The sequence below is a fragment of the Corallococcus sicarius genome, from assembly GCF_003611735.1.
Classification (GTDB): domain Bacteria; phylum Myxococcota; class Myxococcia; order Myxococcales; family Myxococcaceae; genus Corallococcus; species Corallococcus sicarius.
This window is the reverse complement of sequence record NZ_RAWG01000099.1, coordinates 1-22,675: the sequence shown is the minus strand read 5'-3', so window position 1 is coordinate 22,675 and position 22,675 is coordinate 1. Positions and strand designations below refer to the sequence as shown.

At 71.9% G+C, this 22,675-nt stretch carries 14 protein-coding genes; 11 read left to right on the top strand and 3 right to left on the bottom strand.

The features are described from left to right. Positions 1 to 10 precede the first annotated feature (10 nt). The 3 genes from D7X12_RS17315 to D7X12_RS17305 form a co-directional block, all read right to left on the bottom strand. Positions 11 to 979: an FHA domain-containing protein gene (locus tag D7X12_RS17315; RefSeq protein ID WP_120626374.1), complete on the bottom strand. Its 969-nt coding sequence runs from the start codon at positions 977 to 979 to the stop codon at positions 11 to 13. Continuing rightward, positions 967 to 2,310, bottom strand: a complete 1,344-nt coding sequence (locus D7X12_RS17310; protein ID WP_120626373.1) for a S1 family peptidase — start codon at positions 2,308 to 2,310, stop codon at positions 967 to 969. Before D7X12_RS17310 ends, D7X12_RS17315 begins: the two co-directional genes overlap by 13 nt. A 74-nt stretch (positions 2,311 to 2,384) precedes the next feature. Continuing rightward, entirely contained in the window at positions 2,385 to 3,053 is a 669-nt protein-coding gene (locus D7X12_RS17305) for a hypothetical protein (protein ID WP_120626372.1), read from the bottom strand. Positions 3,054 to 3,349: 296 nt separating this feature from the next. Between D7X12_RS17305 and D7X12_RS17300 the strand changes: the two genes are divergently transcribed. From D7X12_RS17300 to D7X12_RS17250, 11 genes are all read left to right on the top strand, one after another. Then, complete coding sequence (locus D7X12_RS17300) at positions 3,350 to 10,486, top strand: non-ribosomal peptide synthetase (protein ID WP_120626371.1); 7,137 nt, start codon at positions 3,350 to 3,352, stop codon at positions 10,484 to 10,486. Further along, positions 10,483 to 12,195, top strand: coding sequence for a thioester reductase domain-containing protein (locus D7X12_RS17295; protein ID WP_120626370.1), 1,713 nt, complete (start codon positions 10,483 to 10,485; stop codon positions 12,193 to 12,195). The genes D7X12_RS17300 and D7X12_RS17295 overlap by 4 nt, the downstream gene beginning before the upstream one ends. After that, positions 12,182 to 13,999, top strand: a complete 1,818-nt coding sequence (locus tag D7X12_RS17290; protein WP_120626369.1) for a fatty acyl-AMP ligase — start codon at positions 12,182 to 12,184, stop codon at positions 13,997 to 13,999. The genes D7X12_RS17295 and D7X12_RS17290 overlap by 14 nt, the downstream gene beginning before the upstream one ends. Then, a complete protein-coding gene (locus D7X12_RS17285; RefSeq protein WP_120626368.1) occupies positions 13,996 to 15,717 on the top strand; it encodes an acyl-CoA dehydrogenase family protein in 1,722 nt (573 codons plus the stop codon). The genes D7X12_RS17290 and D7X12_RS17285 overlap by 4 nt, the downstream gene beginning before the upstream one ends. Positions 15,718 to 15,805: 88 nt before the next feature. Further along, positions 15,806 to 17,545, top strand: coding sequence for an acyl-CoA dehydrogenase family protein (locus D7X12_RS17280; RefSeq protein ID WP_208719102.1), 1,740 nt, complete (start codon positions 15,806 to 15,808; stop codon positions 17,543 to 17,545). Between the two features lie 24 nt (positions 17,546 to 17,569). Then, positions 17,570 to 17,827 carry an acyl carrier protein gene (locus tag D7X12_RS17275; protein ID WP_120626367.1) on the top strand — a complete coding sequence of 86 codons (258 nt, stop codon included), beginning with the start codon at positions 17,570 to 17,572 and terminating at the stop codon, positions 17,825 to 17,827. Positions 17,828 to 17,871: 44 nt separating this feature from the next. Continuing rightward, entirely contained in the window at positions 17,872 to 19,110 is a 1,239-nt protein-coding gene (locus D7X12_RS17270; protein WP_120626366.1) for a cytochrome P450, read from the top strand. Positions 19,111 to 19,117: 7 nt separating this feature from the next. Continuing rightward, complete coding sequence (locus tag D7X12_RS17265) at positions 19,118 to 19,675, top strand: NADPH-dependent FMN reductase (protein ID WP_120626365.1); 558 nt, start codon at positions 19,118 to 19,120, stop codon at positions 19,673 to 19,675. 150 nt (positions 19,676 to 19,825) lie between these two features. After that, complete coding sequence (locus D7X12_RS17260) at positions 19,826 to 20,305, top strand: hypothetical protein (protein WP_120626364.1); 480 nt, start codon at positions 19,826 to 19,828, stop codon at positions 20,303 to 20,305. Positions 20,306 to 20,467: 162 nt separating this feature from the next. Next, positions 20,468 to 21,565, top strand: coding sequence for a 6-phosphofructokinase (locus tag D7X12_RS17255; protein WP_120626363.1), 1,098 nt, complete (start codon positions 20,468 to 20,470; stop codon positions 21,563 to 21,565). Positions 21,566 to 21,584: 19 nt separating this feature from the next. Further along, a partial coding sequence (locus D7X12_RS17250) for a serine/threonine-protein kinase (RefSeq protein WP_147443704.1) occupies positions 21,585 to 22,675 on the top strand: 1,091 nt, incomplete at its 3' end.

Sequence of the window (22,675 nt, the reverse complement as noted above, 5' to 3'; positions counted from 1 at the left end):
CGGGACGCGCTCAGTCCTCCTTCGCCAGCGCGTCCACGTCCTCCGCCAGCGGGGTGACGTCCTCGAAGAACGAGTCCACCGAGTGCGCCGGGGCGACGCGCAGCACGGGCGGCAGGAGCGAGCGGGGGAACTCCAGCGCCTCGCTGAACTCCTCGTTGCCCAGCAGCACCGACACGTTCGTCAGCACCAGCACGCCCACCGACGCGATGACGAGCCCGCGCACCACGCGCCGGCCGCGCCACCGCGTCACGTAGCGCAGGTGCCAGTAGAGCCCCCACCCCACCAGGCCCAGGATGAGCAGCGTCCTGACGATGCCCAGCCCCGAGCCCAGCGAGAAGCTGAAGCTCAAGAGCGCGAACAGCGGCGGCGCCAGCGCGAAGCCCAGCAGCACCATGCCGCCAATGGTGGCGTGCACCCGGAAGAAGAAGCTGCGGCGCGCGATGCGGCTCGCCAGCGACCAGCCTCCGGCCCACAGGAGCGTGAGCCCCAGCGGCAGCACGCTTCCGAGCAGCAGGTCGCCCCAGTCCGTCTTCTGGAACTGGGTCACCCGTTCGGAGATGAAGGCCACCGCGACCAGCGCCTGGAGCGTCAGCGCGAAGGCCCGGGGGCGTTCGAAGAGGCGCTCGCGCGGGGCGGCGGCGGCCTCGTTGACGACGGTGTCCTCCACCACGAAGCCGCGCGGCCGGAAGCGCAGCACCGTGTCGCCCAGGGCCACGCGCGCGTCCGGCGTGAGCACCATCTCCGCGAGGCGGGCCCAGGGCTGCACGTTGAACGTGCCGTTGACGCTGCCCAGGTCGCGCAGCACCACCGCGCCGTCCTCGCGCCGCTCCACGCGCAGGTGCTCGGCGGAGATCTTGGGGTCGTCCAGGATGACGTCGTTGGTGTAGCCGCGCCCCACCGTCACGGGCAGCTTCTCCAGCCGGTGGCGGGCCTGGACGGCGTCGCCCTCCAACACCTCCAGGAAGATCACTTCGTCCACGAGAGGCCCTCCAGGTAGCGGCGCGCCAGCTTGCGCGCGTTCTCCGCGGAGAAGCCGCCCAGCGTGAGGCTGGTGTCCACGCCGTGCGTGGAGGCGTTCAGCGTGGCCGCGCGCAGCACCAGATCATAGAGGCCCGGGAAGCGGCGGTAGGAGCGCAGGCAGATGGCGGCGCGCACCGTGAGGCCGGCCACGTCCACGAACTCCGAGTTGCAGCGGAAGTTGGTGACGTCCTCGCGCGTGGCGGACACCGGATCCGGATCCTGGGAGAAGAGCGTGCTGTAGAGCGCGGAGAAGCGCATGGCGCCCAGCTTCTGGCTCGTCACGTGCTGGTGCAGGTAGCCCACCACGCCCGTGCGGTGGCTGGAGGACAGGAAGATGTCCTCCTCGGAGGAGCACTGGTAGCTCGTCACGGTGTACGGCGTCTCCGGATCATGCGGCGTGTCGCCCCAACACTTGAGGAACGGGCTCCAGCGGCCCGGGACGCGGTACTCGCCCAGCGCCTGCTTCGGCAGGTCCGTGGCCATCAGCCGGTCGGTGATGCGCTGCTGGTTGGCCAGCAGCTGCTCGCGCACGGATGCCATCAGCGCGGCGGAGTCCGGCGGGGCTTCGAGCTTCAGCGCGCCGTCCAGCAACAGCCGCGCCCGGGCCACCGGCACGAGGAAGCCCACCTGGTTGCCCATGGTGGCCACGTTGACGCCCACCACGCCGCCCTCGCCGCTGAGCGTGGGCCCGCCGCTCATGCCGGGGTTGATGGCGCCGCTGAAGTGCACGCGCTCGTAGAGGGCGTCGCGCACGAGGCCGTTGTAGGTGCCCTCCACGATGGTGGTGCCCAGGTCGCGCGGGTTGCCCATGGCGAACAGGCGCGTGCCCTGCGGCGGCTCACCGTCCTCCAGCTTGAAGAAGTCCGCGACGGGGGCCTCCACCTGGATGACCGCCAGGTCGCTCGCCACATCCACCGCGAGCAGGCGCACCGGCACCGTGGAGTCCCCCCGGTCCAGCTCCGCCGTGTAGTCCTCCGGGTGGAGCACCAGGTCGGAGACCACGTGGTAGTTCGTGAGGGCGTGACCCTTCGCGCTCACGAAGAACGCGGAGCCGATGGAGGACTTGGTGCCGGAGCGGCGCTCGATGATGCGCACCTGCGCGACACGGCCCTGGATGCGGCGGAACAGTTCGTGGGTGGCGGGAGGCAGCGAGGCCACCGGCAGCGGCGGCACCACCGCGTCCGGGATGCCAGCGTCCGCCGACGGCACCAGCAGCGGTACGGCCGGCGGACCCGGCGGAGGCGCGATGGGCCCCTGCGCGAGCGCGGCGGCGAGGAGGAGGGAGAACATGGGCGCGGCACCGTATCCCAGCGCGGGCCCCCCGGGGGATGCCTTGCGCCCCCCTTGCGCCTCCCCCGCGACTCCTAGGCTGAGGCCGTCCCCTCGCCCTGCCGGCGTCGGCGCCACGCGGCGTAGGACACGAGCAGCGCCCCGGCCAGGGTGCCCGCGAGCGCCCCCGCGAGCCGCTTGGAGATGACCCCCGTCACCGGGGCGTCCATGCGGAAGGTCTCCAGCGAGGCGCGGACCCGGGGGGCCATGGCCTCCCAGCGGTCCGCCGGCACGCTCACGGTCACCACCGCGTGGCGCCCCTCGGACGCGAGCCCCGTCACCAGCACCGTGCGCACCTGCCCCGCCTCGCGCAGCGTGCCCAATAGCTCCACCCGGGGCACGGGCCCGCCCACGCGGTCCACCCGCTCCGGCGTCAGGGCTACGTCCAGTTCACGCTGGAAGTGCTGCACCACCGCGGTGGAGAACGCGTCGCGCTCCGAGGGGCTGGCGGAGAACCCCCCGTCCACTACGGCAATGAGGAACGTGGCCGCGTCCGGCCCCTCCCCGTCCGCCAGCGCCGCGGACAGGCTGCGCGTGCGGGCGCCGTCCTCCGACACCGCGCCCGCGTGCGAGCCGGCATAGCGCTCCCAGCGCGTCATCCGGAACGTGTCCGGCGGACGGAAGCTGTAGCCGTCCCGCCGCAGCTCCGTGCCGAGCGCACCGGACAGCGACAGCCAGACACCGGTGAGGACGGGCAGGAGCATGCCTTCGAGGATAGCGCGCCCGGATCCGGTGGGCGACCGCCTCATCCGGGCGGCCTCACAGGCGTGTTCCCGGAAGCTCACCTGCATGTTTCACAGGCCAGAAACACGCATGAACAATGATTCCGACTGTCGCACCGGAAGGATGGAGTTCGTGGATTCTGCCGGTTCCAGTCTGCCCGGTTTTATCTTGACTCGATAAAATATTAAACGTACTGGTTCGAGCGCAGGGACTGTATTGGGGAAGTGCTTGCGGCCGACGCCTTCACGGCGGCGTTCCGGATTTGGGGGAAGTTCGGATGCATGCAACAGACACTGCTGTGTCTCGATGGCCTTTGACCGCAGCGCAGCGCGGTGTCTGGGTAGCCCAGCAGCTGGACCCATCCAACCCCCGCTACAATTGCGGCGCCTATCTTGAAATCCATGGGCCGGTGGATGTCTCGCTTCTGACCCGGGCGGTCCGTGAGACTGTCTTGGAAAGCGAAACCCTCCGGGTCTGCTTTGTCGAAGATGCGGACGGGCCCTGGCAGGTGTCTTCTCCCTCGGGCGCCGTCGCATTGGATGTGGTGGACGTGGGCGGTGAAGCCGACCCCCGGCAGGCCGCGGAATCGTGGATGCGATCCGACCTGCTGCGTCCTGTGGACCTGCGTGAGGCGCCGCTCTTCCACCACGCGCTCTTCCAGGCGGGCCCGGCGCGGTCCTTCTTCTACGTCCGCTACCACCACATCCTCATGGATGGGTTCGGCCAGACGCTCTACTGGCGCCGCGTGGCCCAGCGCTACTCCGCGCTCGTGGGACAGCCGGAAGCGGAGGCCCCCGCGTTCGCGCCGCTCGCCACGCTGCTGGCGGAGGACGCCGCGTATCTCGGCTCGACACAGGCCGAGCGCGACCGGACGTATTGGCATGACGCCTTCGCCGCCCCACCGGAGCCGGCGCGTCTGACGACAGGCGCGACCCTGGCGTCCCGGGGCCTGCTGCGGCGGACGACACATCTGTCTGCTGACGCCATGGAGTCCCTGCGCGCGGCGGCCCGGCGCGAGCAGACGCGCTGGTCCGTCATCGCCATCGCGGCGACGGCGGCCTACCTGCACCGGATGACGGGCGCCGAGGACGTGGTGCTCGCCCTGCCCGTCTCCAGCCGCCTGACGGCCGCCTCGCGCGCCACGCCGTGCATGCTGGCCAACGAGCTTCCCCTGCGCCTGACGGTGCCGTCCGGCTCCAGCGTCCAGGCGCTGGTGAAGCAGGTGTCCTCGCAGGTGGGGCGCCTGCTCGTACACCAGCGCCACCGGGGCGAGGAGCTGCAACACGCCCTGCGCCTGAAGGGCCACGAGGGCCGCGCCACGGGCCCGGTGGTCAACGTCGTCTCCTTCGACCACGCGGTGCGCTTCGGCGAGCACGCCACCACCGCGCACTACCTGTCCTCCGGGCCGGTGAAGGACCTGCTGCTGGGGTTCTATGGCCGCTCGGATGGCTCCGACCTCCAGCTCTACCTGGACGCGAACCCGGACCTGTACAGCGCGGACGACATCGCCGGGCACCAGCGCCGCTTGCTGCGCTTCCTGGAGCGCTTCACGCAGGCGGATCCGGCCCTGCCCGTGGAGCGGCTGGAGCTGCTGCTCGATGGGGAGCGGGAGCACCTGCTGGAAGGCCTCAACGCCACCCGGCGCCCGCATGATCTGTCGCGGGGCCTGCACGAGCTGGTGGATGCGCAGGCCCGCCGCACACCGGACGCGATCGCCGCCGCCGTCACCGGCGCCGCGCTGACGTACCGGGAGCTGGTCGCGCAGGCGGACCGGCTGGCGGCGCACCTGCGCGCGCGCGGCGTCATGCCGGGCCAGCACGTGGGCGTGTTCGAGGAGCGCTCGCTGGAGCTGGTCGTGGGCCTGCTCGCGATCCTCAAGGCCGGCGCGGCCTACGTGCCGTTGGATCCGGAGCTGCCCCGCGCCCGTCTCGCGTTCCAGGTGGAGGACGCGGGCCTGCGCACGGTCCTCACGCGCTCCACGCTGGCCTCGCGGCTGGAGGGCCTGCGCGTGGAGGCGCTGCCGGTGGACACGCTCCTGCCCACGCTGGGCGCGCCGTCCCTGCCCCTGCCCCGGGCGGCGGGCCGGGACGCGGCGTACGTCATCTACACGTCGGGCTCCACCGGGCGGCCCAAGGGCGTCGCGGTGCCCCACCGGGGCGTCGTCAACCGGCTCCTGTGGATGCAGGACACGTATGGGCTGGGGCCTGGCGACACGGTGCTGCAGAAGACGCCCTTCACCTTCGACGTGTCGGTGTGGGAGTTCTTCTGGCCGCTCATCGTGGGCAGCCGGCTGTTCCTCGCGGCACCCGGGGGCCACAAGGATCCGCGCTACCTGGCGAGGACGATCCGCGACGAGTCCGTCACCACGCTGCACTTCGTCCCGCCCATGTTGGATCTGTTCCTGGCGGAGCCCGAGGCCGCCACCGCCACGGGCCTGCGCCGGGTGATATGCAGCGGTGAGGCGCTGCGGCCGGAGACGGTGCGCGCCTTCTTCGAGACCTTCCCGCGCGAGCGTCACGGCATCGGCCTGCACAACCTGTACGGCCCCACCGAGGCCTCCATCGACGTGACGGCCTGGGCCTGCACCCCGGAGGACGCCGCGGGCCCCATCCCCATCGGGAGGCCGGTGGACAACACGGCCATCTACCTGCTCGACCGGACCGGGCAACCCACGCCTCCCGGCGTCCCGGGCGAGCTGCACATCGGCGGCGTCCAGGTGGCGCTGGGCTACGTGAACCGCCCGGAGCTGACGCGCGAGCGCTTCATCCCCGACCCGTTCTCCCAGGAGCCCGACGCCCGGATGTACCGGACCGGCGACCTGGCGCGCCACCGCGCGGATGGCGCCATCGAGTTCCTGGGCCGGCTGGATCACCAGGTGAAGCTGCGCGGCTTCCGCATCGAGCTGGGGGAGATCGAGTCCGTGCTGCTCGGGCACCCCGCGCTGGAGCAGGCCGTGGTCACCACGTGGGACCGCTCTCCGTCGGACCGCCGGCTCGTCGCGCACGTGGTGGCGAAGGCAGGGGCCCCGGTGCCCACGCCCCGCGAGCTGACGGACTACGCGGCCCAGCGGCTCCCCGAGTACATGGTGCCCGCGCACCTGCTCGTGCTGGACGCGCTGCCGCTGTCGTCCAGCGGGAAGATCGACCGGCGCGCCCTGCCCGCCCCCGTGCTGGCCTCCGCGGGCGAGGCGTCCGCGGAGGCCCCGTCCACGCCCCACGAGCTGCTCCTGCACGCCGTCTGGAAGGCGGTGCTGGGCCGCGAGCAGTTGGGTCTGGACGACTCGTTCTTCGCGCTGGGCGGCGACTCCATGCTCAGCATCCGCGTGCGCGCGGCCCTGGAGAAGCAGGGGCTGACGTTCCACGTCCAGGAGCTGTTCCGACACCCCACGCTGCGCGAGCTGGCGAAGCACCTGCTCCCGCTGGACGGCACCGGCCAGCGGCGCGAGCACACGGCTCCCTTCGCCCTGCTGCGCGAGGCGGACCGCGCGCGATTGCCCCCGGGCCTGGAGGACGCATACCCGCTGAGCGCGATGCAGGCCGGCATGCTCTTCCACGCCGAGTTCGACGACGCGACGTCCGTCTACCGCGTGGTGACCAGCCTCCACGTGGGCGCCCGCTTCGACGAGGCGGCGCTGCGCGGCGCGCTGATGGACACCTTCCGCCGGCACCCGGCGCTGCGCAGCGCGTTCGACCTGTCCACGTACTCGGAGCCGCTCCAGTTGGTGCACGCGGAGGTCGCGGTGCCCCTGCTCGTGGCGGAGGACTGGAGCGGCCTGGACGCGGACGCCTGCCGCGCGGCGCTCCAGGCGTGGATGGACCGGGAGAAGTTCCGCCGCTTCGATCCGGCCTCGCCGCCGCTGCTCGCCTTCACCGTGCACCGCCGTGGCGCGGACACCTTCCAGCTCTCCGTCGTGGAGCACCACGTGGTGCTGGACGGGTGGAGCGACGGCGCGATGCTGGAGGAGATCGTCACCCGCTATCGCGCCCGCCTCTCCGGCGAGGAGCTGTGGCTGCCCGCGGTGCCCTCGCGCTACCGCGACTTCGTGGCGGAGGAGCGGCGCACCGTCGCCAACCCCGAGGCCCGCCGCTTCTGGACGCAGCTGCTGCGCGGCGCCGAGCCCTCCCTCCTGCCCCGCCGGTCCATGCCTCCGGGTGAAGCTGCCATCGCGCGGCACCGGCCCTTCGACGTCGCGCTCCCGCCCCAGCTCGCGGAGCGTCTGCGGCTGCGCGCGGTGGAGGAGTCACTGCCGCTCAAGTCGCTGCTCGCCGTGGCGCACGTGGCGGTCCTGCGGCGCGTGTGCGGCACCGACGAGGTCGTCACCGGCGTGGTGTCCAACGGACGGCTGGAGGAGGAAGGCGGCGATGAGGTCATCGGCGTGTTCCTCAACACGCTGCCGCTGCGGCTCGACACGCGCGAGGGCACCCTGCGCGCCGCGGCCCACGCCGTCTTCGCCCACGAGCGCGACACCGCGCCGCACCGGCGCTACCCGTTCATGCAGATGCAGCGGGACCTGGAACACCCGCTGGCGCTGGACAGCTACGTCAACTTCATGGACTTCCGGCGGCAGTGGAAGGTCACCGGGCCTTCGGGCGCGCTCATCCTCGACGGCGTGGGCGTGGCGGAGACGAACTACCCGCTCGCGGTGAACTTCCTCTACGACCCCGTCCAGGGTGGCCTGCGCCTGTGGCTGGACTGCGACCTGTCCACGCTGGACACGGACTTCTGCGAGCGGCTCACCGGCTACTACCGCCGCGCGCTGGAGGCCGTCGCCGCCACCCCGGAGGCCCGCTTCGCTGACGTGACGCTCGTGGACGACGCGGAGCGGGCGCGCGTGGCGCGCTGGAACGACACGGAAGTGCCGTACGACCGCGAGCTCACCGTCCACGCGCTCATCGAGCACCAGGCCCGTCAGGGCGGTGACCGCGTCGCGCTCGTGCATCGCGGCGTCCAGGTGCGGTACTCGGAGCTGGATGCGCGCGCCAACCAACTGGCGCACCTGCTACACGAAAAGGGCGTGCGTCGCGGGGGCCGCGTGGGCGTGAGCCTGACGCGCGGGCCGGAGCTGGTCATCGCCATGCTCGCGGTGATGAAGGCGGGCGCCGCGTATGTGCCGCTCGACCCCGGCTACCCGCAGAACCGCCTGGAGTTCATCGCGTCCGACGCGGACCTGCACGCGCTCATCACCTTCCGCGAGGGCCCCACCGGGCTGCCCGCGCGCGTGGTGATCCACGTGGACTCGGCGGAGTGGACCCGGCAGCCCACGACGCCGCTGAAGGCGGGCACGGCCGGGCAGGACGCCGCCTACGTGCTCTACACGTCCGGCTCCACGGGGCGGCCCAAGGGCACCGGGGTGCGCCACCACAACGTGGTGAACTTCTTCCTCGGCATGGACGCGCGCATCGGCTGCGGGCCCGCGGACGTCGTGCTCGCGCTCACGAGCGTGTCCTTCGACATCTCCGTGCTGGAGCTTCTCTGGCCGCTCACCCACGGCGCCCGGGTGGTCATCGCCAGCGAGGGACTGGTGAACAACCTGGTGCGGGCTCCAGGCTCGGAAGGCACGGAGGCCGACTTCGCCTTCGCGGAGCTGTGCCGCCGCGAGGCTGTCACCCTCACCCAGAGCACGCCGTCCTTCCTCGCCGCCGTGGCCGCCGAGCCCGCCGCGTTGGACGCCCTGCGTGGGGCACGCGCGGTGCTCGTCGGCGGAGAGATCCTCCCTGCGGGCCTTGTGGAGCGCGTGTGTTCGCGGCTGCCCGGCGTGAAGCTGTTCAACATGTACGGTCCCACCGAGACGACGGTGTGGTCCACCGTGCATGAGGTGAACGCGGAGCAGGACGCGCGCCAGGGCGTCATCCCCATTGGCCGGCCCATCGCGAACACGGACATCCTGGTGCTGGATGCCGCGCGCGAGCCCGTGCCCATTGGCGTCTCCGGCGAGCTGTGGATTGGTGGCGAAGGCGTCAGCCAGGGCTACCTGAACCGCCCGGAGCTGACGGAGGAGCGCTTCGTCCCGCACCCCACGCGCAAGGGGCGCATGTACCGCACCGGCGACCGCGCGCGCTGGCGTCCGGACGGCGTGCTGGAGTTCCTGGGCCGCGTGGACCGGCAGGTGAAGATCCGCGGGCACCGCATCGAACCCGATGAGGTGGAGGGCGTGCTGTCGCGCCACCCGCAGGTGGCCTCCGTCGCCGTCGTCGCGGTGCCGCGCGCCAATGGCTCCACGGAGCTGGTCGCCTTCGTTTCGCCGGGCCCGGGCCTGATGGACCGGGGCGCGGAGGACGCGCACGTACGCCGTTGGGGCGAGGTCTGGGAGGGCGCCTACACCGACCCGGAGACGGGCGCGCGCGGCACCGACCTGGACCGCGACTTCTCCGGCTGGCTCAGCAGCTACACCGGCAAGCCCATCCCGCCAGTGCAGATGCGCGAGTGGCTGCACCACACCGTGCAGCGTGTGCTCGCGCTGAAGCCGCGCACCCTCGTGGACGTGGGCGTCGGCGTGGGCCTCGTGCTGCGCCACCTGTCCTCGCACGTCGAACAGTACCTGGGCCTGGACGTGTCCCAGGCCGCCCTGCGCACCGCGGCCGCGTCCCTGGGCTCGGGCCCCCTGCCCGGCCATGTCACGCTGATCCACGGCGACGCGGGCCACCTGTCCACGCTGCCGGGCGACGCGGGCCACACCGTGGTCATCAACTCCGTCATCCAATACTTCCCTGGCACGGAGTACCTCACGCGCGTGCTGCACGAGGCCGTGCGCGTGGCCGGCGCGAAGGGCGCGGTGTTCGTCGGCGACGTGCGCGACATGGAGCTGCTGGAGGCCTTCCACGCCTCCGTGCAACTGCACAAGGCGCCCGCGCTGCTGCCCGCACGCGACCTCGCCGCGGCGGTGGCCCGACAGGTGGCCGCCGAACGCGAGCTGTGCCTGTCGCCGTCCTTCTTCCGCGAGCACGCCGCGCGGGCCCACCAGCCGGTGTGCCTGGAGCTCAAGCGCGGCCACGCCACCAACGAGCTGACGTGCTTCCGCTACGACGTGACCCTGGGCACCCGTGCCGCGCCGCCTCCCCTCCGCGACACCGTGGGCTGGAGTCAGCTCTCCGGCGAAGGCGACCGGAGCACCGGGCTCGCGAAGCTCCTGGAGACGGAGCGTGGCGCGGGTGCCTTCAGCGTCACCGGCATCCCCAACCGGCGCCTCGTCCGTCCGTTGGCGCTCGTCCAGCTCCTGCGAAACGCCGCGCCCGAGCAGACGGCGTGGGACGTGGAGCGCCTGCTCTGGGACGCGGATGAAACGCTGGCCATGGGTCCGGAGGACGTGGTCGCCCTGGCCGAACGTCACGGCCACTCGGTGCGGTTGTGGGTGCCTGAAGCCGGACGCGCCGGCACGTTCGACGCCGTCTTCGAGCCGAAGGAGCAGCAGCGATGAGTGACGCCACCTCCCGTGCGGCGAACGCGCCGCTCCTGTCCACCTCCGTGTCCGGCCTGCGCACGGACCTGGGCACCTTCGCCCGCGAGCACCTGCCCGAGGTGATGGTCCCCACGCGCATCGTCATCCTGGAGGACCTGCCCAAGCTGCCCAATGGCAAGGTGGACCGCGCCCGCCTCCCGGTGGGCGACGCGTCCGAGCCCTCCAGCGCCGCGTACGTGGCGCCCGCCACGCCGGAGGAGCTGCGCATCGCCCAGCTCTGGCAGGACGTGCTGGGCGTGGCGCGCGTCGGCGTCGAGGACAGCTTCTTCGACCTGGGCGGTGACTCCGTGGCGGCGGCCCAGATGGCCGCGCGCGTGAAGGAGGCCTTCGGTGTCGCCCCCGCCATGCGCCGCTTCTTCGAGCGGCCCACCGTCGCCCAGCTCGTGCGGATGATTGGCGCGAAGACGGGCGGCCCGTCCTCGCGCGAAGCGAGCCCGCGCAGCCTCGCCAGCGAGGACCTGTGGGCGGAGGCCCGGCTCCCGGACGACGTCCGGCCGGATCCGGACGCCCTGCCGCCTGCGAGCGCGCCCTACCGCACGGTGCTGCTCACCGGCGGCACCGGCTACACCGGCGCGTACCTGGTGCGCGAGCTGCTCGACCGCTCCGACGCGCGCCTCTACGTGCTCGCGCGGGCCAGGGACGCGAACGAGGCACTGGAGCGCGTGCGCAAGAACCTCACCGGCTATGGCCTGTGGCGCGACGCGGACGCTGCGCGCCTCATCGGCGTGGCGGGCGACCTGGGCCGGCCCTACTTCGGCCTCACGCGCGCGGAGTACACGACGCTGACCACCGAGGTGGAGGTCATCATCCACAACGGCGCGCACTCCAGCTACGCGCTGCCGTATCCCCGCCTGAAGGCCGTCAACGTGCTGGGCACCCTGGAGGTGCTGCGGCTGGCGTGTCGCAAGCGCGTGAAGCCCGTGCACTTCGTCTCCTCGCTCGCGGTGTTCCCGGGCCATCCGGGCCCGCAGCACTTCGCGGAAGCGGAGCTGACCGACCCGTCCAACGTCATGGGCGGCTACCGGCAGACCAAGTGGGTGGGCGACAAGATGGTCTCGCTCGCGGGGCACCGGGGCCTGCCGGTGTGCATCTACCGGCCGGGCCTCATCACCGGCGCGCAGGACACCGGCGCCTGCTCCACCGACACCTTCCTCAACGAGACGATGAAGGGCTGCATCCAGTTGGGCGCCGCGCTGGACTTCAACGTGCTGCTGGAGATGGTGCCCGTGGACTTCTGCGCCCGCGTCGTCGCGCACGTCGCGCTGAGCGGCCAGCGCCACGGCACCGCGTTCCACCTGCCCGGGGCCCGCACGGTGCGCTGGAGCGAGCTGGTGGAGATGCTGGACGCGTGTGGCTACCCGCTGCGCCGCGTGCCCTACGCCACGTGGTACCGCGAGCTGACCGCGTCGGTGGAGCGCGACGAGGGCAACGCGCTCACCCGCTTCCATCCGCTGTTCACCGAGGACACCCCGTCCGAGGACGTGGGCTACCCGAACAGCCAGCCGCACTTCGACACCACCCACCTGCACGCGGCGCTGGAGGGCACGGGCATCGTCTGCCGCGTGGTGGACCCCGACTTCCTGCGCCTCTACCTCGACTACTTCGTCTCCATTGGCTACCTGCCTCCGCCTCGCGCGGAGCCAAGAGGGTCCCATGTCCGCGTTTGAGCACGCCCCCAACATCACCGAGCTGCTGCGCGAGCACGCGCGGACCCGCCCCGACCAGGAGGCCGTCACGCTGGTGCGCGACCTGGACCGCGCGGACGGATCCACCACGCTCACCTACCAGCGCCTGGACACCGAGGCGCGCAGGCTGGGCGCGTGGCTCCAGGAGCGCTTCCCCGCGGGCGAGCGCATCCTGCTGCTCTACCCGGTGGGCGTGGACTTCGTGGCGGGCTTCTTCGCCTGTCTCTACGCCGGGATGATCGCCGTCCCCGCGCCGCTGCCCGGTCAGTACCCGCACCAGCGCCGCCGCGTGCAGGCCATCGCCCGGGACGCGGGCGTGCGCGCCGTCTTCACCGACAGCACCCACGTCGCGGCCGTCACCGAGTGGGCCGGCGCGGAGGGGCTGGAGGCCGTGGAGGTGCTGGCCACGGACGTCGCGGGCGCGGGCGACCCGGAGGCGTGGCGGATGCCTCCCACGCCTCGTGACACGCTGTTGCTCCTGCAATACACGTCCGGATCCACGGGCGAGCCCAAGGGCGTGATGGTTTCCCATCACAACCTGCTGCACAACGTGGCCAGCTTCCAGCGCGCGCTCGGCTTCACGGACCGGACCCGCTTCGGCGGCTGGATTCCGCTGTACCACGACATGGGATTGATGGCGCAGCTGCTGCCCGCGCTGTTCCTGGGCAGCGCCTGCGTGTTGATGACGCCCAACGCGTTCGTCATGCGGCCCCACCTGTGGCTGCGGATGATCGACAAGCACGACATCGGCTATTCGGCGGCGCCCAACTTCGCGTTCGAGCTGTGCCGCCGCCGTGTCAGCGACGCGCAGCTGGCCGGGTTGGACTTGTCGCGTTGGGAGTTCGCGGCCAACGGGTCGGAGCCGGTGCAGGCGTCCACGCTGCGCGCCTTCGCCCAGCGCTTCGCCCCGGCCGGCTTCCAGGAGTCCGCGCTCTGCCCCTGCTACGGGATGGCGGAGGCGACGGTGTTCGTCTCCGGCCGGGCCCACCGCGCGCCCGTCGTCCGCCGCGTCGCCGCGGAGCTGCTGGAGCGCCACGAGTACCGCCCCGCCACCGACGGCCAGCAGGCCCGGGAGCTGGTGAGCTGCGGCATCCCCGAAGGCTACGACGTGCGCGTGGTGGATCCGACCACGCGCGAACCCCTGCCTCCGAACAGCATCGGTGAAATCTGGCTGAGGGGTGACAGCGTCTCGCGCGGCTACTGGAACAACCCGGTCGCCACGGCCGCGAACTTCGGGGCCGTCACTTCGGATGGGGACGCGGGCTACCTGCGCACGGGCGACCTCGGCCTCGTGCACGAAGGCGAGGTCTACGTCACCGGCCGCCTGAAGGAGATGCTCATCGCGCACGGTCGCAACCTCTACCCCCAGGACATCGAGCACGAGGTGCGCGCGCAGCACCCGGAGCTGGCCACGCGCTTTGGCGCCGTCTTCACCGTGTCCCCTCCGGACGAGGAGGAGTCGGTCGTCGTCACCCACGAGGTGAAGGGCCGCTTCGACACGGAGGCGTTCCATCAGCTCGCCGCGCGCATCAAGGTCTCCGTGTCGCGCGAGTTCGGCATCCGCGTGGGCGGCGTGGTGCTGCTCAAGCCCGGCAGCGTGCAGCGCACCACGAGCGGGAAGATCCAGCGCGCCGCCATGCGCCGGCTGTTCCTGGCGAACGCGCTCCCCGCGCTCCACGAAGAGCTGGATGCCCAGGTGGCGCAAGCGCGTCAGGCGCAGTCCGGGGAGCTGCCTCCGGGGCTGGCCGCGATGAGGGGCCCGGGCGAAGAGGAGTTCGTGGGATGAGCACCGCCGCCCTGCCCTCCCAGGCGCTCGACGCGCTGCTGCGGGAGTTGGAGTCCCCGGATGGTCCGTTCGCACCCGCGCGCATCGCGGAGCTGGACCGCAAGGAGGCCTTTCCCGACGAGGCCTGCGAGGCGCTGAACGCCTTCGGCCTGGGCGCGCACTACGTCCCCACGAAGCACGGGGGACGGCTCGCGCACTTCCCGGAGCTCGTGGCGCTCTGGCGCACGGTGGCCCGGCGCGACCTCACGGCCGCCATCGGCCATGGGAAGACGTTCCTGGGTGGCGCGTGCACGTGGGTGGGCGGCACCGCGGAGCAGGCCGTGGCGTTGGGCGAGGCGGTGTCCCGGGGCATGCGTGTCTCCTGGGGCCTGACGGAGCGGCACCACGGCAGCGACCTGCTGGCCGGAGAGCTGTCCGCCACGCCGACGGCGGACGGTTGGCGCCTGCGCGGAGAGAAGTGGCTCATCAACAACGCCACCCGGGGCGAGCTGATCAGCGTGCTGGCCCGCACGGATCCCGCGGGCGGGCCCCGGGGCTTCAGCGTGTTCCTGGTGGACAAGCGACAGCTTCCTCCGGGCGCCTTCCACTGCCTGCCGAAGGAGCGGACCCACGGCATCCGGGGCGCGGACATCAGCGGCATCGCGTTCAACGACGCGGACGTGCCCGCCTCGGCGCTCGTGGGCAAGCCGGGCGGCGGCATCGAGCTGGTGCTCAAGGCCCTGCAGCTCACGCGCACCGCCGCGGTGGCCATGTCCCTGGGCGCCGCGGACCACGCGCTGCGCCTCACGGTGGAGTTCGCGAAGGGGCATCACCTCTACGAGCGCCGGCTCGTGGACCTGCCCCGGGCCCGTCGGCCCCTGGGGACGGCCGCCACGCAGCTGCTGCTCGCGGAGGCTGTGAGCACCGTGGGCAGCCGCGCCCTGCACGCGCTGCCCGCCGAGGCGAGCCTCACCTCCGCCCTCACCAAGGCGTTCGTCCCCACGGCCATCAACGACCTGCTGGCGCAGCTCGCGGACCTGATGGGTGCGCGCTCGTTCCTCACCGATGTGTACGCGCACGGCATGTTCCAGAAGGTGGAGCGCGACCACCGCATCATCGCCATCTTCGACGGCAGCACCCTGGTCAACCGCAACGCCGTCATCAACCAGTTCCCCGCGCTGGTCCGGGCCTTCCGCCAGGGCCGGCGCGACGTGGCCGGGCTCGCGACGACGACGACGCTCACCGCCCCGCTCCCCGAACCCGACCTGTCGCGCCTGGGCCTCATCTCCACCGGAGGGTGCAGCGTGGTGCAGGGGCTGCCGGATGCGCTCCTCCGGCTCCAGGCCCTCGCGGACCGGGGCGAGGCGCCGCAAGCCGTGGCGAAGCTGGCCCAGTCCCTGGGACGCGCCACGGACGCCGTCCACCAGCGCATGGCCGCGCAGCCTCCGTCCGCGCGCGACGTGCCACCGGAGGCGTTCCACCTGGCGGAGCACTACGAGGCCTGCTTCGCGGGCGCGGCGTGCGTACAGCTCTGGCTGGGCCACGCGCGTGAAGCCCGGGGCCCGCTGTGGCACGACGCGCTCTGGCTGGAGGCGTGCCTCGTGCGCGTCCTGTCCCGCCTCTGCCCGGAAGAGCAGCACGGCGATGCGAGCGTCTTCGACCGCCTGGCCGACGTGGTGGTGGATGCGCCCGGCCCCTTCTCGCTGCTGACCGACGCCAGGACGGAAGGTGCGCCGTGACGAGCATCCCTGAACCGACCTCCGTGGACGCGCTGGATCAACGCCTGGGCGACTCGCTGCTGACCGACGCCAGGACGGAAGGTGCGCCGTGACGACCCCTATCGATCCCACCTCCGTGGAAGCGCTGGAGCAGCGCCTGGGCGACCCGTGGGACGACACCAACCCGGTGGGCTTCTCGCAGGTTCTCGGCGCGGACGAGCGTGGCGAGCTGCTCGACGCAGGCGAGCGGATGCTGGACGCGTACGGCCTGGGCGCCGAGTTCGTCCCCGTCTCGGAGGGCGGCCGGATGGCCGGGCTGGACCGGCTCATCGACCTCATGCGCGCGGTGTTCCGCCGCGACCCGTGCCTGGGCCTCGGCTACGGCGCCAGCTCGCTCATCGCGGCGGTCAACGTGTGGACCGCGGGCAGCGCGCCGCAGCGCCGCACCGTGGCGGACCTGCTGCTGCGCAACCGCAAGCTCGCGTGCGGCTACTACGAGCTGGCGCATGGCAACGACCTGACACGCGCGGAGTTCGAAGCGCTCCCCGCGGGCGACATCCTGCGACTGAGCGGCACCAAGCAGGTCATCTCCAACATCCACCGCGCGGACGCGGTGGTCCTCTTCGCCCGCACGCAGGCGGGCACGGGCAGCCGCAACCACTCGCAGGTGCTGGTAGACCTGACGCGCGTCCCCGCGGACCGCGTGAAACACCTGCCCCGCTTCCGCACGGCGGGCATGCGCGGCGTGCCCCTGGGCGGGGTGACGTTCCAGGACTGCCCCGTGCCGGCGGACGGAGTGCTCGGCACGCCGGGCCAGGGACTGGAAACAGCGCTCAAGTCCTTCCAGGTGACGCGCGTCGCGCTGCCCGGGATGTTCCTGGGCATCGTGGACACGGGGCTGCGCACCACGTTGCGCGCCTCGCTGGGGCGCACGCTGTACGGCCGCACGGTCGCGGACCTGCCCCAGACGCGCTCGGTGCTCGCGGACACCTTCGCGGACCTGCTGCTGTGCGACGCCTTCACCACGGCCGCCGCGCGCGGCGTACACCTGCTGCCCCGCGAGGCCAGCCTCACCACCGCCGCCGTGAAGTACCTGGTGCCCCGCGTGCTGATGGACGCCATGGGCCGGCTGTCCACCGTGCTGGGCGCGCGTTTCTACCTGCGCGACGGGGACACCGCCGTCTTCCAGAAGCTGCTGCGCGACCTGCAGCCCGTGGGCTTCGGCCACCTGGCCCGCGTCGCAGGCCAGATGACGCTGCTGCCTCAACTGCCCCTGCTCGCCCGTCGCGGCTGGGCCCAACCCATGCCCGCGCCCGCGGACCTCTTCCGGCTGGATGCGCCGCTGCCACCCCTGCCCTTCGACAAGCTGGCCCTCAGTGGGGGCGGACAGGACGGACTCACCGGCTCGCTGCTGGAGGGGCTGGAGGCACTGAACGCCCACCCGACCGAGGAGACCCGCGAGCTGCGCGGACGCCTGGAGTCCTTCGCCCGGGAGCTGGAGGTCCTCCGGCGCGAGGCCGCCGCGCTCCCTCCCCGGGAGCTCACCGCCTCCGCGTCTCCCGCGTCCTACGACCTGACGACCAAGGCCATCACGCTGATGGCCGCGAGCGCCTGCCTCAACGTGTGGCGCCAGCAGGCCCATGATCCGTTCCTCGGTGACCCCGCGTGGCTGCTCGCGGCGCTGCACCGGCTGGAGGTCTGGCGGGAGCGCGCACAAGGCCCGCTGCCGGAGGGAATCCGCACGCGCCTCTTCACGGAGCTGCTCGCGCGCCACGAGGACGCGCGGGCCTTCGACCTGACCCGGAAACCGCTGGGAGGTGGGCGCCCGTCGCCCGCCTCCACGCCCTGACACCTGACTGAAAGGAATCACCCAATGCCTCCCATCCCTTCCGCCGACGCCCTCAGCGCGTGGCTCTCCGAGCGCATCGCCACCTATGTGCAGCGCAAGCCCGCCGACATCCGCGCCGACGTGCCGCTGGCCGAGTACGGCCTCGACTCCGTCTACGCGCTCACGCTCGCGGGCGACCTGGAAGACCACCTGGGGATGTCGCTGGATCCGACCCTGATGTGGGACCACCCCACCATCGCCGGCCTCACCCAGGCGCTGCTCCAGGTCATGACCAGCGTCTGATGCGCTCCCCGCCTCCCGCCGCCATGCCTTCGATGGAGCCTCCAATGAATCCTGCCGTGACCGCCGACGCCCTTCCTCCGCTGCCCACCACCCGGACGTGCCCGTTCGACCCGCCTCCCGAGTACCGCCGGCTGCGCGTCGAGCAGCCCATCACCCGCGTCCGCACACCACGAGGCGACCCCGCGTGGCTGGTGACGCGCCACGAGGACATCCGCGCCGTCCTCACCGACCGCCGCTTCAGCTCCAGCCCCCGCAGCCCCGGCTACCCGTCCTATGTCACCGGCGACGTGCCGCCCCCTCCGGGCTTCTTCATGCAGATGGATGCCCCGGACCACACGCGCCTGCGCGCGCTCGTCACGCGCGAGTTCATGGCCCGGCACATCGAATCCCTGCGCCCGAAGATGCAGGCGCTCGTGGATCAGCGCGTGGAGGCGCTCCTGAAGGAGCCGCAGCCCGTGGACCTCATCCGCGCGTTCGCCCTGCCCACCGCGTCCGCCGTCATCTGCGAACTGCTCGGGGTGCCGTTCGAGGACGCGGGCTTCGTGCAGAGCCGCACCGACGGAGTGCTCGACCGCAGCCGCACCGCGAAGGAGTCGGAGACGTCCGCCATCGAGCTGATGGGCTACTTCGACCAGCTGGTGACGGCGAAGGAGAAGGCCCCAGGCGATGACATCCTCGGCCGCCTCATCGCCGACAAGTCCCGCAGCGAGCAGGTCACCCATGCGGAGCTGGTGGGCATCGCCGCGCTGCTGATGCTGGGCGGCTACGACACCATGGCGCAGGTCATCGGCCTGGGCACCGTCACGCTGCTGGAGCACAAGGATCAGCTCGCGGACTTCCTGCGCGAGCCCGCGCTGGCGGACGCGCTGGTGGAGGAGCTGGTGCGCTACCTCACGGTGAACCACGCGGGCCTGCCGCGCGCGGCCACCGCCGACGTGGAGGTGGGCGGCCAGCTCATCCGCGAGGGCGAGGGGCTCATCGTCATGCTCAGCTCCGGCAACCGCGACGAGCAGGCCTTCCCCAACGCGGACGCGTTCGACATCCGCCGCGACTGCCGCCACCACGTCGGCTTCGGGCACGGGCTGCACCGCTGCATCGGCGCGACGTTCGCCCGCGCGGAGCTGGCCATCGTCTTCCGCACCCTCTTCGAGCGCATCCCGTCGCTGCGCGTCGCGGTGCCCGTGCAGGAGCTGCCCTTCCGTCACGAGATGGTCCTGTATGGTTTGAAGCAACTGCCCGTGGCATGGTCCGCCGCCGCGGAACGCCCCCCGCTGGAGACGTGAACACGCCATGAAGATCCTCGCCATTTCAGGCAGCCTCCGGAAGGTCTCCTCCAACACCGTGCTGCTGCGCGCCGCCATCAAGCTGACCCCACCCGGCGTGGAGATGACGCTCTACGACGCGCTCGGCGACATCCCGCCCTTCAACCCGGACCTCGACGACCTCGACAACGGCGTCGCGCCTCCCAGCGTGCTGGCCCTGCGCGCGGCGCTCCAGGCCGTGGACGCGGTGCTCATCTCCAGCCCCGAGTACGCCCACGGCGTCTCCGGCGTGCTGAAGAACGCGCTGGACTGGCTGGTGGGCAGCGGCGAGTTCTCCGGCAAGCCCACCGCGCTCATCAACGCCTCGCCGCGCTCCCAGCACGCGCACGCGTCGCTGATGGAGGTGCTGCGGACCATCAGCTTCACGGACGTCATGGAGGGCCTGCTCACGGTCCCCCTCGCGGGCCGGAAGGTGGACGAGGATTCGCTCGCGGCGGATCCGGACGTGGCGCCCGTCATCCTCAAGACGATCCAGGCCCTCATGCAGGCGGCCCAGGCCCAGGCGTCTTCCGACGCCCCGGCCTAGCTGGAGGGCTGCCTCCCAGCCTGCCGGCCCGGCGCCATGGCTCCATGGCGCCGGGTCTCCCCATGCAACGGGGGAGGCCGTGCGACCCGACGAGCGCTCCTGCTTCCGGTGTGACATCCCGGGCAGGCTCCGGCTACGCTCGTGTCCCAGATGACACCTGCCGTCCGGGCCGACATGGAAGCACGTGCCGACCGCGCCCTGCGCCGGGGTGAGCTGGCCGAAGCGTTCGAGCTGTTCGAGCACCTGCAGCGCGCCTTCCCCTCCGAAGAGGGCCTGGCCCTCAAGCTCGCCCACCTGCGCGACAGCCTCCAGCCGCAGGAACTCCAGCACCTGCGCAACCGCGTGAAGGAGCCCCAGCGCCTGCCCCTCGGCCCGCCCTCCGCCATGCAGGAGGGCGAGCGCCTCTTCACCCTGGGTGACTACGTGGGCGCCGCCGCCGCGTACCGCCGCGCGCTCCAGGAGCGCCCCGGCAACGAGCTGGTGCAGGAGCGGCTGGAGGAGCTGTACCGGATGGCCCGCGAGATGCCGGTGCAGTCCCCCACCGACAAGGCCCTGCCACCCCAGAAGGAAGACGCGCTCCAGGCCCTCCTGGATCGCCTGGCCTCCCGGCGCCGCCTCAAGCGCGACTGAGGGGTGTCCCCCTCGTCCTTGCGAGCGGAGATCCGACGCGTCGCGTGATTCGTGCGTTGCGCACCCTGGAGGTGGCACCTACAATCCGCACCGACGTTGCTGTCATAGTGTCGCGAGCCTCCACTGACACCCACGTCCGACTTTTCCCGTTCCCGCGTTCCTATGACACGACCTCTCCGACTCGGAGTCCTCACCGGCGGTGGTGACTGCCCCGGGCTCAACGCTCTCATCCGGGGCCTCGTCCGACGGGGCGTGCACGAGTTCGGCCACTCGTTCGTGGGCATCGAGAACGGCTACATGGGGTTGATGGAGCCGGAGCTCGTCCGCCCGCTCGGTGTGGAGGAGACGCGCGGCATCCTGCCCAAGGGCGGCACCATCCTGGGCACGTCCAACAAGGCGAACCCGTTCGCCTACCCGGTGCGTGAAGGCGCCGCCTGGGTGGAGCGGGACTTGTCGGATCAGGCCCTGCGCCGCTGTGAGGAGCTGCGGCTGGACGGGCTCGTCGCCATTGGCGGGGACGGCACGCTGTCCATCGCGGACCGGCTGGCGCAGAAGGGGCTGAAGGTCGTCGGGTGCCCGAAGACGATCGACAACGACCTGTCCGGCACGGACCAGACGTTCGGCTTCGACACCGCGCGGCTCATCGTGACGGAAGCGCTGGATCGCCTGCACTCCACCGCGGAGTCCCATGATCGCGTGATGGTGGTGGAGATCATGGGCCGGCACGCGGGCTTCCTCACGCTGGAGAGCGGCATCGCGGGCGGCGCGGACCTCATCCTCATCCCGGAGATTCCGTACCGGGTGGAGTCCATCCTGGAGACGCTGCGCCGCCGGGCCACGCGCCGCCGCAGCTTCTCCATCATCGCCATCTCCGAGGGCGCCTATCCCCAGGGCGGCACGCTGTCCGTGCTGGCGCAGGCGTCGGAGATCCCGGGCCGGGGCGTCGTGCGGCTCGGCGGTTCAGGCAAGGTGTGCGCGGATTTGCTCGCGAGCCACATCGATGCGGAGATTCGTGTCACGGTGCTCGGTCACCTGCAGCGCGGAGGCAGCCCCAGCGCCGCGGACCGCGTGCTGGCGACGCGCTACGGGTGCAAGGTTCTGGACCTCATCCGTGATGGTGAGTGGGGACACATGGTGGCGCTGCGGAACAACGAGATTGTCAGCGTTCCGCTGAGCGAGTCGCGCAAGGAGCGACGGGTGGATCCCCAGGGAGACCTGGTGCGGTTCGCCCGGAGCATGGGCATCGGTTTCGGGGACTGAGGGAGAAGCGCACCACGCCATGTCGCTCGTCGGCCGCCATATCGGTCGCTATCGCATCCTGGAGGAGCTGGGCTCCGGGGGCATGAGCGTCGTGTACAAGGGGCTCGACACCGCCCTGGACCGCGAGGTCGCGGTGAAGGTGCTGCACCCGCACCTGGCCGGCAAGGACGAGTCCCGCCGCCGGCTCGCCCGCGAGGCCCGCGCCGTCGCGAAGCTGCACCACCCCAACATCCTGGAGGTGTTCGACTTCTCCTCGGCGGAGGCGCACGACGCCTTCATCGTCACCGAGTACATCCGGGGCCGCACCCTCAAGACGTACCTGGATGACGGCCCCATGGAGCCGCCGGAGCTGGCGGCGATGGTCATCCACGAGCTGGCGGCGGCGCTGGCGCACGCGCACGATTCGGGCGTCATCCACCGCGACCTCAAGCCGGAGAACGTCATGGTGCGCGAGGACGGGGTCCTCAAGCTCATGGACTTCGGCATCGCGCGGCTGCTCGACATCGAGGACCGGATGACGTTGACGGGCGCGCTGGTGGGTTCGCCCGCGCACATGTCGCCGGAGATCATCGAAGGCCTGGAGGCCGGGCCGGAAGCGGACATCTTCAGCCTGGGCATCATGTTCTACGCGCTGATGACGGGCCGGCTGCCGTTCACCGCGTCCAACACCACCGCGACGCTCAAGCGCATCCTGGACGGGACGTACGAGGATCCGCGCCGCCGCGTGCCCACGCTGTCGGACGAGCTCGCGGAGATCTGCGCCACGTGCCTCCAGCGCGATCCGCAGCGGCGCTACCCCAACGCGGGCAAGCTGCGCGACGCGCTGGCGGACGCGCTCGCGGGGCTGGGGTTCTCACGCGTCGGTGAGGAGCTGATCTCCTTCTTCGCGGATCCGCCGTCGTACCAGCGGCTCGCGCGCCAGCGCATCGTCGCGGCGCTGCTGGAGCGTGGGGAGCGGCAGCTTCAGGAGAAGCGGACGCCGCGGGCGTTGGCGTGCCTCAACCACGTGCTCGCGCTGGACGTGACGAACGAGCGGGCGCTCGGACTGCTCAAGGGGATCCAGCGTCAGCAGCGGCGGCGCACCTGGAGGCGGCGGGGCCTGCGCATGGG

Coding starts and splice junctions, on each gene's coding strand:
- D7X12_RS17260 (WP_120626364.1), top strand. CDS start 19,826: ATGACACCTGCCGTCCGGGCCGACATGGAAGCACGTGCCGACCGCGCC.
- D7X12_RS17255 (WP_120626363.1), top strand. CDS start 20,468: ATGACACGACCTCTCCGACTCGGAGTCCTCACCGGCGGTGGTGACTGC.
- D7X12_RS17275 (WP_120626367.1), top strand. CDS start 17,570: ATGCCTCCCATCCCTTCCGCCGACGCCCTCAGCGCGTGGCTCTCCGAG.
- D7X12_RS17310 (WP_120626373.1), bottom strand. CDS start 2,310: ATGTTCTCCCTCCTCCTCGCCGCCGCGCTCGCGCAGGGGCCCATCGCG.
- D7X12_RS17290 (WP_120626369.1), top strand. CDS start 12,182: ATGTCCGCGTTTGAGCACGCCCCCAACATCACCGAGCTGCTGCGCGAG.
- D7X12_RS17305 (WP_120626372.1), bottom strand. CDS start 3,053: ATGCTCCTGCCCGTCCTCACCGGTGTCTGGCTGTCGCTGTCCGGTGCG.
- D7X12_RS17270 (WP_120626366.1), top strand. CDS start 17,872: ATGAATCCTGCCGTGACCGCCGACGCCCTTCCTCCGCTGCCCACCACC.
- D7X12_RS17285 (WP_120626368.1), top strand. CDS start 13,996: ATGAGCACCGCCGCCCTGCCCTCCCAGGCGCTCGACGCGCTGCTGCGG.
- D7X12_RS17265 (WP_120626365.1), top strand. CDS start 19,118: ATGAAGATCCTCGCCATTTCAGGCAGCCTCCGGAAGGTCTCCTCCAAC.
- D7X12_RS17300 (WP_120626371.1), top strand. CDS start 3,350: ATGCATGCAACAGACACTGCTGTGTCTCGATGGCCTTTGACCGCAGCG.
- D7X12_RS17295 (WP_120626370.1), top strand. CDS start 10,483: ATGAGTGACGCCACCTCCCGTGCGGCGAACGCGCCGCTCCTGTCCACC.